16 protein-coding genes are annotated in these 17,985 nt (G+C 36.8%); 3 read left to right on the top strand and 13 right to left on the bottom strand.

Annotated elements, in window-relative coordinates; genetic code table 11:
• Window positions 1-73 precede the first annotated feature (73 nt).
• Complete coding sequence (gene tmk / locus IB67_RS03930; protein WP_072760172.1) at window positions 74-682, top strand: dTMP kinase; 609 nt, start codon at window positions 74-76, stop codon at window positions 680-682.
• Here tmk and fliQ read toward each other — a convergent pair.
• On the bottom strand, window positions 671-958 hold the full coding sequence (gene fliQ, locus IB67_RS03935) for a flagellar biosynthesis protein FliQ (protein WP_498875485.1): 288 nt from the start codon (window positions 956-958) through the stop codon (window positions 671-673). The genes tmk and fliQ overlap by 12 nt on opposite strands.
• Before the next feature lie 95 nt (window positions 959-1,053).
• Here fliQ and IB67_RS03940 point away from each other — a divergent pair, with 95 nt between their 5' ends.
• Window positions 1,054-4,035, top strand: coding sequence for a fibronectin type III domain-containing protein (locus tag IB67_RS03940; protein ID WP_072760168.1), 2,982 nt, complete (start codon window positions 1,054-1,056; stop codon window positions 4,033-4,035).
• Window positions 4,036-4,096: 61 nt separating this feature from the next.
• On the opposite strand, the gene fliP is transcribed toward IB67_RS03940, so the two are convergent.
• From fliP to IB67_RS03990, 10 genes are all read right to left on the bottom strand, one after another.
• A complete protein-coding gene (gene fliP, locus IB67_RS03945; RefSeq protein WP_072760166.1) occupies window positions 4,097-4,852 on the bottom strand; it encodes a flagellar type III secretion system pore protein FliP in 756 nt (251 codons plus the stop codon).
• The gene (locus tag IB67_RS03950; protein ID WP_245789629.1) at window positions 4,849-5,097 is read right to left on the bottom strand and encodes a flagellar biosynthetic protein FliO; all 249 of its coding nucleotides are present in this window, start codon (window positions 5,095-5,097) and stop codon (window positions 4,849-4,851) included. Before IB67_RS03950 ends, fliP begins: the two co-directional genes overlap by 4 nt.
• 108 nt (window positions 5,098-5,205) lie before the next feature.
• A complete protein-coding gene (gene cheY, locus IB67_RS03955; RefSeq protein WP_072760164.1) occupies window positions 5,206-5,565 on the bottom strand; it encodes a chemotaxis protein CheY in 360 nt (119 codons plus the stop codon).
• A gap of 1 nt (window position 5,566) precedes the next feature.
• Window positions 5,567-6,013, bottom strand: coding sequence for a chemotaxis protein CheW (locus tag IB67_RS03960; protein WP_072760162.1), 447 nt, complete (start codon window positions 6,011-6,013; stop codon window positions 5,567-5,569).
• A gap of 18 nt (window positions 6,014-6,031) precedes the next feature.
• Window positions 6,032-8,050, bottom strand: a complete 2,019-nt coding sequence (locus IB67_RS03965) for a chemotaxis protein CheA (RefSeq protein WP_072760160.1) — start codon at window positions 8,048-8,050, stop codon at window positions 6,032-6,034.
• A 25-nt stretch (window positions 8,051-8,075) separates the two neighbouring features.
• Complete coding sequence (locus tag IB67_RS03970) at window positions 8,076-9,482, bottom strand: hypothetical protein (protein WP_072760158.1); 1,407 nt, start codon at window positions 9,480-9,482, stop codon at window positions 8,076-8,078.
• Window positions 9,479-10,291 (bottom strand): TlyA family RNA methyltransferase, encoded by an 813-nt coding sequence (locus IB67_RS03975; protein WP_084634410.1) that lies wholly within the window; start codon window positions 10,289-10,291, stop codon window positions 9,479-9,481. The genes IB67_RS03970 and IB67_RS03975 overlap by 4 nt, the downstream gene beginning before the upstream one ends.
• On the bottom strand, window positions 10,267-11,538 hold the full coding sequence (locus IB67_RS03980; protein WP_339747031.1) for a hypothetical protein: 1,272 nt from the start codon (window positions 11,536-11,538) through the stop codon (window positions 10,267-10,269). The genes IB67_RS03975 and IB67_RS03980 overlap by 25 nt, the downstream gene beginning before the upstream one ends.
• Window positions 11,433-12,173, bottom strand: coding sequence for a tRNA pseudouridine(38-40) synthase TruA (gene truA / locus IB67_RS03985; protein WP_072760155.1), 741 nt, complete (start codon window positions 12,171-12,173; stop codon window positions 11,433-11,435). The genes IB67_RS03980 and truA overlap by 106 nt, the downstream gene beginning before the upstream one ends.
• On the bottom strand, window positions 12,170-13,819 hold the full coding sequence (locus IB67_RS03990) for a sensor domain-containing diguanylate cyclase (RefSeq protein ID WP_424695503.1): 1,650 nt from the start codon (window positions 13,817-13,819) through the stop codon (window positions 12,170-12,172). The genes truA and IB67_RS03990 overlap by 4 nt, the downstream gene beginning before the upstream one ends.
• A 132-nt stretch (window positions 13,820-13,951) precedes the next feature.
• Here IB67_RS03990 and IB67_RS03995 point away from each other — a divergent pair, with 132 nt between their 5' ends.
• Window positions 13,952-15,115: a type III PLP-dependent enzyme gene (locus IB67_RS03995; RefSeq protein WP_072760151.1), complete on the top strand. Its 1,164-nt coding sequence runs from the start codon at window positions 13,952-13,954 to the stop codon at window positions 15,113-15,115.
• A 59-nt stretch (window positions 15,116-15,174) separates the two neighbouring features.
• Here the strand turns inward: IB67_RS03995 and IB67_RS04000 are convergent, their stop codons facing one another.
• Window positions 15,175-16,530 (bottom strand): MFS transporter, encoded by a 1,356-nt coding sequence (locus tag IB67_RS04000; protein ID WP_072760149.1) that lies wholly within the window; start codon window positions 16,528-16,530, stop codon window positions 15,175-15,177.
• A complete protein-coding gene (locus IB67_RS04005) occupies window positions 16,527-17,942 on the bottom strand; it encodes an RtcB family protein (RefSeq protein WP_072760147.1) in 1,416 nt (471 codons plus the stop codon). Before IB67_RS04005 ends, IB67_RS04000 begins: the two co-directional genes overlap by 4 nt.
• Between the last annotated feature and the right edge of the window lie 43 nt (window positions 17,943-17,985).

Here is a 17,985-nt window from a genome sequence, read left to right on the forward strand (position 1 = left end):
GATAATCATTCAATTTAATTCTACCATATGATAGAATATTTTTGAAACTTGCTTAACAGAAGGAGGAATGCCAATGTTTATTGCTTTCGAAGGCATTGATGCTTGTGGAAAGAGCACACAAATACAACTTTTTGCCGAGTATATTAAGAAGAGGGGATTTAAGTATACTACTGTTCGAGAACCGGGTGGCACAAAGTTAGGTGAAAAAATACGGGAAATTCTTATAAATGAAGACATGAATTCAAGGAGCGAGCTTTTACTCTTCTTAGCTTCAAGAGCACAGCTTGTTGAAGAAGTTATAAAACCAGCTCTGAAGAGAGGAGAAATAGTCATAGCAGATAGATTTGCTGACTCAAGTGTGGCTTACCAAGGCGGAGCAAGAGGGCTTGGTGTTGAAATTGTCCAGCGGCTCAACGACTTTGCAACAGACAACGTATATCCAAATTTAATCTTCTTCATCGATATTCCTGTTGAAATTGCTATTCAAAGACTTGAAAAAAACCAAAAGGACCGCATTGAAAAAGAAGGGGCAAAGTTTTTCGAAATCGTCAGAGAAACATACTTGAAGTTAGCAAAAAACAATAAGAATTTTGTTATAATAGATGGTAATGATGATATTAACGAAATCCATAGGAGAATCGTAGAGCATTTTGAACTGAGAACCAAGAGTTTAAATCATTGACATATACTTTTCTATTATGTCTCTGAAAAAATCAAGTATGTCTCTGAAAAAATCAAGCATACTCTCGATCATCCAACCAAAGAGAAACATCAACGTTAAGAACACAACAAGTATCCTTGGAGCAAAGGTTAATGTCTGTTCATGGATTTGTGTAGCAGCTTGAAAAATGCTTATAAGGATTCCAACAATAAGGCTTATAAGCAATGGAGGTGTGATTAAAGTTAACAAGAGTTGTATACCATGCTTGACAACATCTAAGAAGACTTCTAAAGTCATAGCATAACCTCCTTGCTGAAACAGTTAGATCAACACGATTAAATTATAACAAAACAATATAATTTTTCAAACACTGTAAAATCGGGGGGATATCTATGAGAGATTCTAAGCTTTTGAAAATTCTTCTCTTTCTATTTGTCTTATTATTAGCATCCTGTACGTATTCACCAAAACCAGAATTTGCCAGTATTAGTTATGATGGTAGAACGTATACTGAGTTTACGACTCCAATCGAGGTAGTTCGTTCAAAACAAATAACAGTAAATATGAAAACGCAAGGAACTTATGCGTACTCATATAAACTTGACGGGATTTCTCTTGAAAGTGCTACAACAACTAATTTTATAACACTTAAGAATTACAACGCTAAGTTGAACCTTACAAAGGAATTTTTCATTAATCAACATGTTTTGACAATGACTGTGGCTGCGTCAGGAAGAAGTGCTACACTGGAAGTTCCAATAAAAATTCAAAATCAAAAGCCTGTAATTGAAATAAAGAAAAAAAGTGATACAGAGATTTCTATATCTATTGTTGAACCAGATGGTGACCAAATTAAATTCAAAAATGTGAAGTTGTACAAAGATGGCAAAGAAGTCGGTAATGTTGCCGAGGGAATAATAAGCGTTACCGGATTTACGCAGGGTGTGTATAGAATAGTGGCGCAAGCTACTGATGAATTTGACGAAGTTTCTCAAACGGAATATTCATTTGAGATTCAGGGAAGTGGTGGCATCCAAGAAGAAAACACACCTCCTAAAATTACAATTTTACAGCCATTCATGAATGAGATAACACCATCAAGCCTTATATTGAGATTCCAGGGTAAGGACGAAAATGCTGGAGATGTTTTAACTTACGATGTTGCTGTTGCGGAATACGGAAGCTCTGAAGAAATTCTTAAACTACAGAACACAAAATCAACAGAAATTATCGTTCCAAACTTGAAAAATAGTACAACATACGTTGCTACTGTAACGGCTTACGATACTGCGAGAGCTTCAGCAACTGACTGGGTTATTTTTACGACAAACTTAAGAGAAAGATATCTATACTCACTGGGTAGGGATTTTTCGGGAAAGGGAATGATAGCAATTTTGAAAGCAACGACTTTAGATTCCTTAAATACCGTTGGAAGTTTTGTTTATGATTCTGAGATAACTGATTTTGATGTTGTTGAAGATTACATTTATGCTATCAGTGGAAAGAAATTAATTGTTGTTAATGCTCGTGATAAATCAGAACCAGTCAATAGCAATGAAATTTCTTTTGATTCTAATCTTTCCGTTATTAGGGTTTACAAGAATTATGCAGTAGTGGGGGTTGGTTATGATAAGATTGAAGTTCTTAATCTAACGGTTCCCTCCTCACCAACATATGACAGTTATAAATTTGGCGAAAAAATATTTTCATACAAGCTACCCATTCTGAAAACGCAAATAGAATCAACTAACAGCTTAAAGATGAAGAACTCTATTGACATAACTCAAGGAAGGATAAACGATATAGTCTTGTTCGCAGACAAGGCATACATAGCTGCAGATTTAGGTGGAATATTCGAGTTGGATTTGAGTTCAATTCCAAATTTGACAATCAGAGACATCAAGAATGTTATACCTGGTGACTATAGTACTTTGGATATAGGTATTTTTGACGGAAAGTATACTTTGGCATATGGCTCAGGATATACGGTTGGAATAGTAAATATTCCAATATTATCTTCCTCGGTTGTAACTCCTGTGAATTTTGATTTTGATACACCTGTCAGGAAGGTTAAAATTCATGATGAGAAGATGTACATTTTAACAATGGACAAATTCTACGTATGGGATGGTTCTACTGTACGTTTGATTAAGTATATGCCAAGCAGCAACCTCAGGGATTTTTACTTTTCACAGGGTTATTGTTTTGTATTTGATGAATCAAAGGGACTGTGGACATTCAGATTAGAAGGAGGAAGTTACAAGCTTCATGAACCGAATAAGGTTTACCGTTCAGTTATCCATCAGTACCATAATAAATTCATCTTTTTAATTGGTGATGGATTTGTTCATGATGGTATTGATAGTGAAGGGCTATATGTCGTTGATGTTAGAGAACCAAAAAATCCAGTTGTTCGCGATAAGATAATTGGTAATTTTTCAAAACTGAAAATTAATCCATATGTATCGAATCCAACTGTAGGCGTTCTAAGTAATAAAACAATAACTCTTTATTCATTTAGTATGAGTACGCTCAATTTTTCCACTCTTACGTCTCTTGATCTAAGTTCATATGCAAAAGTATATGATTTTGTGGTAGATGCCAACAATAATGTGTATGTTCTTGCAAATAATGGGACGAACAATATAGTTGCACGGTATATGCATGGTATTTCACCATCATTGGACAAAACTATAACTCTTCCAAATACAATAGATCAGGATATACCATACTTTTCTGGAATTACGGAATTTGTTGAACCATATTCAATAGAACTTGTAATAGACACTCTTTCAAAGAGCAAAGATGTTATTTCTGTCTTAGTTGCTCTCGGAAGCGCGGGAAGTATGAGGCTATCAGCCGACCTGAGTGAACAAAAAACAATACTAACAAGGTACTACTTAGTTACAGAGTCACAAAGCGGGGGTTATACTTTGAAAAAGTATAACCCAGGGAATGATTTAAAAATAATTTCAGATAAATATTTCGACAGGCTGTTCGTGGCAGATGGTGAGTACAATGGGGTATGGATTTTGGATAAAAACGGCGTAAATCTTATAGGTGGCTCTGAAGATAATTTGACATCAACCCCGCTGTTTGAAAGTGCGCCAGCAAGAGATATCACTTGGTATGCCGACAAGATTTTTGTAGCATGTGGTAGTTACGGTTACAAGATAATCGACGTTTTCTCAAAGAGCGTCATCGCAGATGTAAGGTTTTCAGGCATGACGTATGCCTTTAGTGTTAGTTCTGATGGTAAGTACCTTTATGCATCAACTGATAATGGCTTGATAATATACGATATATCTGTTATTAGTAATCCTCAACCACTCTTTACTCTTAACATGCCTATGATGAAAGTCTTAGGTAGATGATGTGGATACGAAGAACAAAAAGGGGACATACGTCCCCTTTTCTTTTTATTCGAGCGCTTTTCTAACCAGCAAAACTCTTTACCAAGCTAACTATTACAGATTCCCACCCATTAGCAAGGACAAATACTAATATCTTGAAAGGTAGAGAGACTAAAACCGGTGGAATCATTATCATACCTAAGGAAAGCAAAATACTTGCTACAACCATGTCTATGATTATGAAAGGTATGTAGATTAAAATTCCCATTTTGAAACCGATTTCTATTTCACCCAAAATGAATGCTGAAGTCAATAGCGAATCAGACGCATCCTCTACTCTATCCACGTTTTGATTCAAAGCTCGTGAAAGTACAAAAACATTGTCTTCGTTGTGATGGTTGACAAGTTCTTTAATCATAAATGTTCTTACAATGCCCATAGTCCTTGAGAAGAATTCTTGATATGTTATCTTTCCGTCCATATAAGGTTGAAGCGCAGAATTGTTTATATCGTTCCACACAGGTTGCATGATAAAAAATGTTAAAATCAATGCTAAACCAATAAGAACCTGGTTTGGTGGAACTTGACGAGTTCCGAGTGCGTTTCTGACAAAAGAAAATACAATTATTATCCTTGTAAATGAAGTAAACAGCATCAAAATACTGGGTGCTAACGTAAGAACAGTTAGCACCAAAAGTATTTCCAAAGTAGCGACTAAGTCTCTTGGTGATTGATTGGGATTGACTTGAATACTTATTCCAGGTAATGGAACTTCATCCTGAGGAAAGGACGATGTAAAAAGAAGGATTAAGAAGAATATTGTAAGGAACTTTTTCATTTCTTACCACCAACGAGTTTACTAAGAATATCCTCAAAACTTTTTCCGGATTCTAACTTTTCTATCTCTCCTTCATCTATCATGTCTAGTTTTTTCAGTACCTGTGCGTAGTTTGGACTGACTAATATCACGTAATATTCTTTCAGTATTCTTACCAAAACCAAGTATGTTGTTCGGTCTATGTAGATTTTGCTTAGTACTTTAGCAAAACGCCCCCCAACAGTTGTGGGGAGCTTCCTTCTCAAGAACCAATATGTGAATACCAAAACCAAGATTATTAGAATAAGTCCTATAAAGAAACTTATTAAATTCTCGATTTCTTATCTCTCCTCGAATTCAAAATTTCAAAGATATTATTTCAAGACTTTTTGAACAGCTTCTATTACCCTTGCTGCTTGGAAAGGTTTAACTATGAAATCTTTTGCACCAGCTTGTATTGCTTCTATAACCATTGCTTGTTGACCCATAGCACTACACACTATCACTGTCGCGTTCGGATCAATTTTCTTAATTTCTTTTATTGCATCGATTCCGTTCATTTCGGGCATTGTAATATCCATAGTTACTACATCTGGTTTTAGTTCTTTGTATTTCTCAACCGCTTCGATGCCATTAGCAGCCTCTCCCACAACTTCATGTCCTGATTTTGTAAGTATATCTTTGAGCATCATCCTCATGAAAGCTGCATCATCAACAACTAAAACACGTGCCATCTTATGCCACCTCCGAACCTATAATCTCTTTTAATATTTCTTCCAGGTTAAGATAAACTATCAATCTCATATCTTTCTTTATAAGACCTTTCGCTTTTTTGCCGTATGTATTCATTTTTCCTAAATTTGTCTCAAGTTCATTGCTACTGGTTCTAAGAACGCCTATAACCTCGTCAACCATTAGTCCGAATTCAACATCCTCAATTTTTACGATTATGATCTTTTTATAGTTACTTTCTGCATTGCTCGACAATAACAATGGCAAGCTTATTACCGGGACTATCTTTCCTCTAAGGTTAATCACACCTTCTATTACTTTTCTTGCTCTTGGTACTGGTGTTATTTCTGTTTTTTCTATTACAATTTCCACCATTTCAACGTCAATTGCCATTTCCTGATTGAGAGCTTTGAAAACAAGCACTTCGAATTCCATGATCTTATCGCTCATTTCTGTCACCTCTCTTTTCTAAATATTTTCAACAATATTTGCTACGTCTAATATTAGTGCGATACTACCATCACCGAGTGTGGCACCGCCACTGAATATTCTGACGTCGCTGAATATCTTTCCAAGTGATTTAATAACTATATCCTCTTGTCCTATTAATGTATCAACTGTAAGACCGTACTTCCTCGTACCTGACTTTACGACAACAACGTTCATTTCCTTGGGTGTTTCTTCGTGTTTCATTTCAAACACGTGCCACAGTTTAATCAAAGGTATAACCTCACCGCGTATGACTATAACTTCTTCGTTTTGAACCACTTTTATGTCTTCAGAACTTATAATTAACGTGCTGTCAATTATCGATATAGGAATGGCATAGACGTATTCATTTACTTTGACAAGCAACGCCTGGATGATAGCAAGTGTTAAAGGTAATCTTATAGTTACCTTCGTACCTTTTCCTATTTTACTCTCAATTGAGATCGAGCCATTTAGCGAATCCACAGTGTTTTTTACAACATCCATCCCTACTCCTCGGCCAGAAAGTTCACTCACTTGTTCCTTGGTTGAGAATCCGGGTAGGAATATAAAGTCAAATATCTTCTCATCAGGCATTCCTGCGGCCTTTTCTTCAGTTATTAATCCTCTTTCAACAGCTTTTTTAAGTATCTTTTCTCTACTCATTCCTCTTCCATCGTCTTCAACTTCTATAACTACGTTGTTTCCTTCATGGCGAGCAGATAGTTTTACCGTGCCGATCGGTGGTTTTCCAAGGGCTATTCTTTCTTCTTTCGTTTCGATTCCATGGTCTATAGCGTTTCTTATGAGATGTACTAATGGATCACCTATAACTTCCACGAAAGTTCTGTCGAGTTCTGTCTCTTCACCTTCCATGACAAAATTTATCTCTTTGTTCAACGATCTTGACAGATCTCTTACCATTCTTGGGAATCTGTTAAACACAAATTCGATAGGAACCATTCTGACCTTCATAACGACGTTTTGCAAGTCCAAAGTAATCCTGCTAAGCTGTGCCAAGGATTCATCGACTTCTTTGATATTGTATTTCTTGAGTATATCTGCAATTCGACTTCGCGCTATCACAAGTTCTCCCATTAAGTTCATGAGAGTATCAAGTTTTTCAGTATCTACCCTCACAGTCTGTGTTACTTTGACTTTTTTCTGCTCTTTTGTTTGTTCTTCGGTTACTCTCTCATCTTTTTTACCAGTTTGCTCAGACTTCGCTGCCACCTGCTTAAGTGGCTTAACAACTACATTCTTGACTTCGGAGACGTTCATAAGCTTTTCATAGATTTTTTCTTGCGGTACATTACCAACACCAATCAGTTCAACAGATAGGTCAAACTTCTCATTTTCTATATCCTCCACAGAAGGAATTGAGTGGATTATTTCTACGCCAAGTTCTTCCAGCGAGTGGAAAACCATGTACATTCTGGCAGATTTTAGCTGGGTCCCTTCTTGAAGCGTAACAACAATATGATATGCAGGTATATTTTTCTTCGCTGCTTCTTCAAGTACGTCCTTCACTACTTCTTGCGCGAATGTATCTGCTACATCTTTTGACTCCATAACTTTTTCTTCTTCACGCACATTCTTTTCTGCCTTTTGAACTTCCTTAGAAACTGTTTCGCCTTTGGCTATCCTTTCGAAGATTTCAACAAGTCCGTTGATATCTTCGCTTATATTGTCTGTGCCACTGCTCATAATTTCTGCAATCATCTTTTCAATCATATCAAGACCAGCGAATAAGAAATCAAGCTCATTGCTTGATATTTCTACCTTTCCTCCACGCACAGCCTCAAGATAGTTTTCCATTCTGTGACACAGTTTGGCAAGTTTCTCAAATCCCATGGTTCCGGCCATGCCCTTTAGTGTGTGAAGTGCCCGAAAAGCTCTATTGATTTGTTCCATGTCTGATGGATTTTTTTCTAACTCGAGAAGCGAGTCATTTAGAAGCTGAATATATTCTTTTGATTCATCGATAAAAACACTCAGATATTCATTGTATTCACCCATATGAGTATCCCTCCTTTTTCGGGCTTTAGGATATTACTATCTTATAATAACTAAAATACCCTGAGTTATATTTCCACATAAGCAACTTGGATGGTACATTAAACCCTATTGTCGACTTAATTATATCACTAATATCGATAAAAAGTTTAAATTCGTATGCTGAAATTTTAGAAAAATCAAAATAAGTCGGAACATCTTTAAATCTCGTGCGAGTTTTGTCGTACAGCTCGTACTTAGATCTTTCCAAAGTTCCAATAAAAACTCTGTTCGAAATACTGTAAATATAAAGCTTTATATTACCCTGAAGGTTCAGGATCCATTCTTGTTTTTGGCTGTCATAGATACCTCCTATTTTTGATACACTTGTTTCAAGGTTTTTGCCTGTGTAATTATCAAAGATAAACAGGAAATCTCCAGTATCTATGCGCCCAACAGTGTGCACGTTCGTTGAAGATTTTGAAAGAGTCGATGCAAAATATAGAAATCTGTTCATATCACTTGATGTACCTTGAAACCATTGGTTGATAGAATTGATTACTTCGTCTGTATTACCAGCTGGTGTTGACAAGTAGTAGTTCCAAGCAAATGGAATGTTCCCAAGATTTTCGGTTACCTTTTTGCTAACTGCCTCTTTCTTGTTTTTTTGTTCAAAAGTCGCGTAAAAACTACCTGCGGATACTGTAGAATAGAAAAGAATATACTCCGAATCTTCAGCATCTATCTGGGATACACCTGGTAAATTCAACTTGATTACATTCGGTTTTGCATATCCACTTATAAAGAATGTTCCTGACCTTAATCGGTCAAATACTTTCGTTATCTTTGATAACTGCATTTCCTGGGTTTTTGAGGTCTTCAAAGCAAGCTCCAAAGTGGTTTTACTTCCAGCTATTATGAAATATTTTCCAGTAAATCCACAATATAAAGAGTCTCCAAGTATGTATTGATTATTTCCAAGAGTCTTGTAGCTAACAGATAGTAAGAACGACAAAGCCTTTACAAATTGCGCTGGACTGTTTGTTTGGAAAGCTAAGAAACTATTTGTAGCAATTGACTTAACGAAATCAAAGTAAAAATTCAAGTCGAACGATATTATCTCGGTAAAGTTTATTTCTGCACCCTTGGAAGCAAAGATAATATCTTTAGAGATAGCGTCTTGCACTACCGATGGTAACACACCTGTCTTGTACCGCATGTCTTCCAAAATCCTCATGAATGCATCTTCAAATCCGAGACCCTTTCTTCCAAATATAAACGAGAAGAAAGGGACTTTTTTGATCTCATCGTACCAGGAACCTGCTTGAGATATTCTTAACACAAAGTCATAATCTTTGTGTACTAAGTCCAATATGTCGTTATCGGCGAACGATAATGTAATGAATGAAAATGTAATCAAAAGTATTATGATTCTTCTGGCGTATGCTGTGATCATTTGTGGTGTTCCTCCCAGGCGTTGTTAACAACCTTCATTATATTCTGTTTAATCGTTTCAGGTTCAGAATACGCTTCTCCATAATATCTGACTACAAGGAAGAATTCTATATTCCCATCTCCTCCAAGAATCTTTGAATACGTTAAATAATCTGGGATAAATTCTTCATGAATAAATTCATCGAGAAGATTTTCCAAGATCGTTACATGGAGTTCTCTCTTCCTTACCACTCCAGAGTGCTTGTGCCCAACTTCAAACTGTGGTTTTATTAAAATTATAGCATGCCCGTTCGAATTTAAAAGACTTTTAATTGGTTTAAGTAACTTGGTTACAGAGATGAAAGACACATCTACAGTTACTACGTCCACCTTTTCCCCAATATCTTCAAAGTGCAGTTCTCTCGCATTTTTTTCGATCTTGCATACTCTTGGATCCGTGGCTACTTTTGGATGTAATTGTTTTGTGTTAACATCCACAGCATATACTTTCTTGACACCATGTTGGAGCAAAAAGTCAACAAATCCGCCCGTTGAACTACCTATGTCACACGCGATCCTGTCTTTTAATTCTATGTTATATTCGTTAAATAATCCTTCAAGTTTATATCCAGCTCGACTAACATATTTAAGCTCTTTCAATAGATAGATTGAGTCGTCTTTTTTTATTAATTTTGACGGGTCGGTACATACTTTACCGTTTACTACAACATTGCCCGTCTCGATGATCTGACGTGCTTTTGTCCTGCTCTCTGCGAAGCCTTTGTGCAGTAATGCTATATCGAGTCTCACTCTTTCAGAAATACTTCCCATGTTCCCACATCCGTAAGAATTCTTAGTTTGTCGTTCAAAACATAAATGAAGATTAGTTCATTGCCTAAGAAAGTCTTTCCAAGAAATACGCCGAAACCAGTATTTTGTAAGCTACTTATGCTCGGATAAAAGAAATGTGCTTCACTTTCTTCGATATGGTGTTGATCTACCTTCTCCAAAGAGGTTTCTCTTACATGATAGCATAAGTTTTGACTACATAGAAATACGTCGCTTCCGTGTTTAGAAAACTTGAAAGCTCCTTCAACACCACCCAGATGGTTGACTTTTCTGGTTTTTAAGTTCACTGAATAAACATTTCCAGAAATATCGAGTACATAAAATCTGTCTTCATTGAGTAAGAAATCCAACGGAGTGTTCGATACTTTTAGTCTCCAACTCAATGTCGTGTCGGTAATGCTTCCGTCTGAATACAAGATTATTTTATTCCAGCCAAAGACAGGAACGGATTGATTATAACTATACTTTTTAGTTCCCAATGATATTGTATAAGACTTTGTCATCAAAAAATTAGTTGATAATAGAATCGGGATTTCTTCCACCTGAATTTGCCTGCTGTTTGTAGTTGTCAGAACACCACTTCGGTAAGTGCTACCATCAATAGTTATATAGTGTTCGTAAAAATTCAGCTTGTCTTCAACCACTATTATTGGGATCTTTCCGTACGACGACACATATAATATCTCAGAATTAGGTATAAAAACAATTGTTTTCAAGTCTTCTGCTTTCTCTCGATGAATATCAACATTAAAAATGGATTTCAGTATCGCACTTGCATTCTCTACAAAAATTTCTTTTGGAAGCACGTAAGATTTTTCACCAAAATTTAGTGCTATCTCATCAACGTTCTCGGTTACCTCAAGCACCCCAAGGTATTTTACATTAGTAGAACTTGCATCTTCTTGCTCAAATAAGTATTCAGTAGTTGTACTTTCAAAATTTATTGAATAATCCGGTGCTATACCAAATTTTACGAGATTTGTAGATACTAAGGTTCTAATTTGAACTGAAATATTCCTTGATTTAATACCTACACGTGGAAGCGAGTACCACTTTTCAATCACTTCTTTGGATTGTTCATTTAAAATTCTGTCTGGCAAATATATGCCGAGAAAATTGAAAGCTAAAATAACACTTTGTATAAGAACAATCCATGCGCAGGTGCCAATCCAGCGGATTTTGATCGATCTTTCGATTCTAACACCTCCAGAATATGTTCTGGTTTCCATTGATTTGTTCCTACTTTTATTAAATTAGCCACTAAACTTCTAACCATGCCTCTTAAATACGAGATTCCTTCGACTCTTATCAGTATAAGATCTTTTTTTAAACGTAGTATACGCAAAGCACTGATGGTTCGGATAGGATTTGTATCATCTTCTCCCCTCTTGCTGAACGCTGTAAAATCATGCTCTCCAACTAAGTAAGTAGCAGCTTCACGCATAGCCTCTACATTCAATTTATATGGAAACCACCAAGTATATCGTCTTAAAAATATGTCGTTACTTTTGGAATTCAAAATGAAATAGTGGTATATCCTCTTTTTCGCTTCGTACCTTGGGTTAAAATTCTCATGTACAAACCAAGCTTTCTTCACATAGATATCTCTTGGTAAGTTTGCATTGATGGCGTTTCTAATATCTAGTTCACTAAGTCTTTCTGAAGGGATATCGAACGATGCTACTTGACCGCTTGCATGTACCCCTGTGTCAGTTCTACCGGCTGCATATGTTTGAATTGAAGTCTTGAAAACACGTTCGAGTGCCTTTTCCAATTCGCCCTGAACTGTTCTCACATCGTTTTGTCTTTGATAGCCAAAGAAATCTGTCCCATCGTACGAAAATTCTATCGCAACGCGTTTCATATATTTACTATCCTTCCTCCACCAGATTTTTTTCCAGCAATTAGTGCGGTCCTGATTTTGGACAATATACCATTTAAGTCAGTTGCATCAGCTGGGTACTTTACAATGGCTCCCGTGAACGTTATACCGGGGTATCTTTCCTTAACACTTTCGACAACCTTTTCTGCAACGAGCATTCCGTCTGACTTGCTTTTCGTCCAAAGGAGTACCATAAATTCGTCACCAAGATGAGAATAAACGCCGAATGTTTTCACCTCTTGCTCTAATGTATGTTGTACATGTCTGATGAGTTCATCTCCAAATCTAAAACCCTTTTCCAGATTGATTTTTTCGAAACTATCGATATCAAGGTAAACCAAAGTAAATGATCTATTTGACATTATAGCCTTTGATATTTCCTCCATCAAAGAAGATAAACTTATCTCTTTACCGTAAGGGCTTGTAAAAAGAATACTGTAATGGCTATCTTTCAGTATCTGCAATATCTGCCAGGCAAAAAATTTTGCCAATTCAACTTCTCTTTTTGTTGGTCTAAGTCCGTTGGAAGGTTTATCAAAGCTTATATAACCTATGATCCTGTTACTGTATACTATAGGAACTAAAAATAAATCGTCGGGATCCCATGCGTTTTCTGCATCGAGTTTGGCATAATCTAAAGGTTTAAATGTATATTCTTCATCAAGCGCTAAGCTTCCCTTAGGTATGAAGAAAGCACCTCCTATATCAAACCGGCTCTGCATTAAGAGAATTGTGTCTTTTATGTCTGGTTGCTTTTGCTTTATAATAGCAAAATCCTCGTCTGTAATACCATACTTAGATATTCTTACTACCTTTCCAGTCCTATTGTCGAAAAGACTCATTAAAGAGACGGAAAATCCTGTCATTTTGCAAGTTACTTCTAACAGCTTTGACAATATAGTATCTACATCCTCTGTTCCAAAGCTCTCAAGTATCTTGGGCATCTTAAGTAGATTTTCTGTTTCCCTTGATATCTGTTCCTTCTCATATTGTAATTCCTGATACCACACCTGAGCGTTCACAGTGTAATACAGCTGGATCAAAAAACCAGCATAGAGCAGCAATGTGAAAGATAAATTTGTGAATTTTGATTCTAAAAAGAGGTACGCGGTTGTAAGTATTGCCGAACTATAAATGCCAAGTAAGAACACAACGGCTGTAACCCGAAAAAACTTTTTCACAGAGACCTTTGCAAATGACTTTACATAAATTACTGTAAGAATCGAGTTTAAAGAAAAATAAGATATTGAAAATAACGGTATCCTATAATAATCCGTCGATGATAACTTAAAAAGGAATGTAGCTAAACCATATTGCGCTAATTCAAAAGAGCTTCTCAGTACAAAACTTTTTAAATTGATTTTCCTTTGTACAAGAATTGAACCAATAGATAAAAGGGCTGTGGTTTCAGGTGATAAAAACAGAAGCAAAAAAAGCGCAGCGAATGCCTTCATATTAAATATCACACCGGCAATCGGTATCTGCACATACTGGGCAAAAACCATTATTAAGAAACCGAGTATCAAAAGTCTTAAATCATAGCTTACAATCAAAGGCCTCGAAAGAAAAAAGAACAAACCTCCTATAAGAAATAACGAAATAACAAAAAAGAGTTCTTTTTTAGACACATCCTTCCCCCCAATGTTACGTTATATGAATTGTAACATAATACCACAATATTTTAAACTCATGTTTATGTATATTTTGGCATATATATTCTATCATAAGTTCGATAATTTATACAAGGAGGGACAAAAGAGATGGAAAAACTCAGAACAATAGCAAGCAATTACGGAACACCAGTCTTAGTAATGGATTTAGAAGTAGTTAGACAGAACTACTTAAACTTAGTGGAGAATATTAAGAACTGTAAAGTATATTACGCAGTAAAAGCGAATTCTCACGTTGAGATTCTGAAACTTCTAAGGGATTTAGGTAGTTATTTCGACGTTGCATCAAGAGGCGAGATTGAAAAACTTCTATCACTTGGAGTTGAACCCTATAGAATGAGCTTTGGAAATACAATAAAGAAAACAGAAGATATAAAGTTCGCTTATGAAAATGGAATTAGGATGTTCGCTGTAGATGCCGAAATGGAGATAGAGAAAATTGCAGCTGTTGCACCGGGATCGAATATTTACGTGAGAATCAGCACAAATGGAATGGAAGACGACGCCGATTGGCCATTAACAAGGAAATTTGGTACAAGCGTAAGCCATGCCATTGAACTTGTTAAATATGCAAAGGAAAATGGCTTAAATCCTATCGGTTTGAGTTTCCACGTTGGTTCGCAAAACTACAACCCAGAAAACTGGCGCACGGCTATTAGGGAAGCGGCGATCGTTTTTGAGGAAGCAAAAGAGTTTGGTGTGAAGATGACAATGATAAATACTGGTGGTGGAATGCCAGTCAAGTACGTAAGAAGTATTCCGGCGGTGAAAGATATTGCAAAGGTTATAAACGAGGCAGTTGAAGAGTATCTTGGAGATAATATAACAGTAATAGTTGAGCCTGGAAGATCGATGGTTGGAAATGCGGGTATAATGATTACAAGAGTTATACTCAGAAGCCAAAAAAGTGAGGAAAAATGGCTTTATCTTGACGCAGGTGTATTCCATGGCTTGACAGAAACTATTCAAAACATCAGATACAGAATAACAGTTGATGGCAAAGAAGACGAGGAATTGGAAACATTTGTTTTAGCAGGTCCGACATGTGATAGTGTTGATGTTATGTACTATGACGCTCAGTTGCCGAAAAGCACCACAATAGATGATCTTGTTTACTTCCATGCGACAGGCGCATACACTTCAGAATATGCCACAAACTTCAACGGTATTCCTTCACCAAAGATAGTTTTTGAGAATGGAGTAATCTCAGAAGTGGAACAATATGCTGAATCAGTGAAGGTTGAAAAGGAATAAAAACAGTAATAAGAAATATCAAAAAAGCTGGGATCAATCCCAGCTTTTGTTTTGTCCATTCACCACCATCTGTTGACCCTTTTCCTTCCAATAACAACCTCTGATCTTGTTCCTTCATGTATCCTTATTGCTTGGCGTCCTGAGAGAATCGATATAGCGTTCATGAACAAAGTTGAAGGTGTGACATACTTTTTAGTCGTTATCTTTGCAAAGAGTGGTATAGTTAGATATCTGAGTATACTTTCAATGATAAAGAATATCTGTAGTCCGAAAATATGAAACTCTCCAATGTAAAAATCAAAATGGTTGAACATTCTCGCAATAGGCCCACCAATCATTGACCCAAGCATACCACCTAATCCACCAAGTGCCGAGAAAACAGCAAAGTACATCGGTGAGCTAGTCGAAGCTGTTTCCATCGGTAAAGTGATAATTGAAAGGTTAACAGCAGCCCATCCAACCCCAGACAGTATAGCATCGAGCGTAAGAGCCAATATCCAATCACGTTCATTCATCAAAATCCAAATCGCTGGTGTCATGGATACTATTGCCAAACCAGTTATAAGCACACTTTTGTGCCCGAACTCATCTGCAAGTTTGCCCCATAGCGTATAAAATAACATAGAGAGCAGGGAAGCCGTTATAGATGTGTAGCTTATATATGTCATTGGTAATTTTAAATTATTTAATTGGTGGTATGGAAAAAATGGTGCTGCCATGAGTACAACAAAATTCCAAAAAAAGTATGCCTTTGAGAGCTTGATAAAGTTCTTGTCTGAAAGCACTATCTTTAGATCGTTGAATGTACCTGCCCGTTTTGACCTCTTTTCTTCGATAGGTGCTATCGCCATCAGAGATATAATGGTAGTTATTTCTGTCGCTAGTATTATTAACAAGAAACTGTAAGGTTTCTTTACTGAGTCGTTTATTAAAGAGAAAGAGTAAAACGTTAGTAAAGTCATAAATGAGACAAAGAAATTTCTCAAACCAAGGTACTTACCTCTTCTCTCGGGACTTATTGTATCGTAAACAATGCTTATCCAGACGTTACCAGCAAGAGCGGCGAATATCTGACTTATCGCGAAAACGGTTATGAATATTTCCGGGGGCTTATGCTCTGCGAAAAGATAGGGTATCAGTATGAGCCAGAGAAATCTACCCGAGTTAAAAAAACCAAGAAGGATTTTCTTGCTTGGAATCCTTTCTATTATTGATGGTGCAAAAATTTGGAATATCTGAAACGCCATCGGGAATGAGGCTGCTAATCCAAGTGATACTTCATTCAGGCCGAAGTATATTGCAATTGCTGTAAATATAGCTGTCTGCGTTAAGACTATATAAGGAGTCGAAAATACCCCTTCAACTGTTAAGTAAAACTCATTCTTGTCTTTGTGAAATCTCAGAAAATTTCTCATCCCTTCATCACTCCGAGTGGGATGCATTTTGCCACTTTGAGTGATATTCCAAGTTCATCGACTATCTGAACAACTTTATCGACGTCTTTGTAAGCTTCGGGAGCTTCCTCAACGATACCTTTTTTAGATTTTGCCATTATTTTTATGCCTTTGGATTTGAGCTCGTTAAGGACTCTCTCGGTTGAAAGTTCCCTTGTTGCTTCTCTCCTTCCAAGGGCTCTACCCGCACCATGTGCTGTTGACCCAAATGTCATCTCTTCGGCCTTTTTTGTACCGACAAGCAAGTATGAAGCTGTCCCCATACTTCCAGGTATTATGACTGGCTGGCCAGTTCTTTTGAAGATTTCCGGGAGTACGTCATTGCCAGGTCCAAAAGCTCTCGTCGCTCCTTTTCTATGTACAACCAGTTTTCTCTTTTTTCCATCTACAACATGCTCTTCAACTTTAGCGATGTTGTGTGCTATGTCATATATAACCCTTACATTTACTCCTAAGACAGTTTTGAAAACCTTCCTGATAAGATGTGTTATTATCTGCCTATTTGCAAAAGCGTAATTCGCTGCACAATTCATCGCACTGTAGTATTTCTGTCCCCAATCACTTTTAAATGGTGCGTTTATTAATTGCTTATCAGGGAGATTTTTGTTGTGTTCTTTTAAGTTGTCCCTCATCAGCTTTATGTAGTCCGTTGCTATTTGATGTCCAAATCCTCTGCTCCCTGTGTGGATCAGTACAGTTATCATTCCCTTTTCTACTCCTAATATCTTTGCTACCTCTTCATCGTAAACTTCCGCAACTTCCTGAACCTCTAAGAAATGATTCCCGGCTCCAAGTGTTCCGAGCTCGTCTTTACCCCTTTCAAAAGCTTCTTCGCTGACGTTTGAAAAGTCGCACTCTCTTATACAGCCAAAGTCCTCAATTCTTTCCAAATCATCTTGGTAGCCGTAACCTAATTCGATAACCTTCTTAGCACCTTTTTCGACAATTTCCTTAAATTCCTTTCTTGAAAATTTCTTCTCGCTTCTCTCTCCAACCCCCACAGGAATTGCTTCATACAACCGTTGAATAATCACTTCTAAATTATCTTTTACCAGATTACTATGTCCTTCAACTACAAGCATTCTGACACCGCAATTTATATCAAATCCGACTCCACCAGGACTTATAACACCGTCTTCTATATCAAAGGCAGCTACTCCACCTATTGGGAAACCGTATCCCCAATGTATATCTGGCATCGCTAAGGCGTAATGAACAATCCCTGGTAAAGTGGCAACGTTCTTAATTTGTTCTACAGCGTCTTCATCTATCGTCTCATAGTCAGAAAGAACAACAGCATCCACCTTCATGCTTCCCGTTTTTCTAATTCGGTAGATGTATTTACTTTCCTTTTCAATATTCGAAAGTGCCATAAAAAACACCTCCTTTCTGGTGCATTAAAAAAACCACCCTAAG

Source organism: Fervidobacterium riparium, from assembly GCF_025370035.1.
In the GTDB taxonomy this organism is placed as follows: Bacteria; Thermotogota; Thermotogae; order Thermotogales; family Fervidobacteriaceae; genus Fervidobacterium; species Fervidobacterium gondwanense.

Coding starts and splice junctions, on each gene's coding strand:
- tmk (WP_072760172.1), top strand. CDS start 74: ATGTTTATTGCTTTCGAAGGCATTGATGCTTGTGGAAAGAGCACACAA.
- fliQ (WP_498875485.1), bottom strand. CDS start 958: ATGACTTTAGAAGTCTTCTTAGATGTTGTCAAGCATGGTATACAACTC.
- IB67_RS03940 (WP_072760168.1), top strand. CDS start 1,054: ATGAGAGATTCTAAGCTTTTGAAAATTCTTCTCTTTCTATTTGTCTTA.
- fliP (WP_072760166.1), bottom strand. CDS start 4,852: ATGAAAAAGTTCCTTACAATATTCTTCTTAATCCTTCTTTTTACATCG.
- cheY (WP_072760164.1), bottom strand. CDS start 5,565: ATGGCACGTGTTTTAGTTGTTGATGATGCAGCTTTCATGAGGATGATG.
- IB67_RS03960 (WP_072760162.1), bottom strand. CDS start 6,013: ATGAGCGATAAGATCATGGAATTCGAAGTGCTTGTTTTCAAAGCTCTC.
- IB67_RS03965 (WP_072760160.1), bottom strand. CDS start 8,050: ATGGGTGAATACAATGAATATCTGAGTGTTTTTATCGATGAATCAAAA.
- IB67_RS03970 (WP_072760158.1), bottom strand. CDS start 9,482: ATGATCACAGCATACGCCAGAAGAATCATAATACTTTTGATTACATTT.
- IB67_RS03975 (WP_084634410.1), bottom strand. CDS start 10,291: ATGGGAAGTATTTCTGAAAGAGTGAGACTCGATATAGCATTACTGCAC.
- IB67_RS03980 (WP_339747031.1), bottom strand. CDS start 11,538: ATGGAAACCAGAACATATTCTGGAGGTGTTAGAATCGAAAGATCGATC.
- truA (WP_072760155.1), bottom strand. CDS start 12,173: ATGAAACGCGTTGCGATAGAATTTTCGTACGATGGGACAGATTTCTTT.
- IB67_RS03995 (WP_072760151.1), top strand. CDS start 13,952: ATGGAAAAACTCAGAACAATAGCAAGCAATTACGGAACACCAGTCTTA.
- IB67_RS04000 (WP_072760149.1), bottom strand. CDS start 16,530: ATGAGAAATTTTCTGAGATTTCACAAAGACAAGAATGAGTTTTACTTA.
- IB67_RS04005 (WP_072760147.1), bottom strand. CDS start 17,942: ATGGCACTTTCGAATATTGAAAAGGAAAGTAAATACATCTACCGAATT.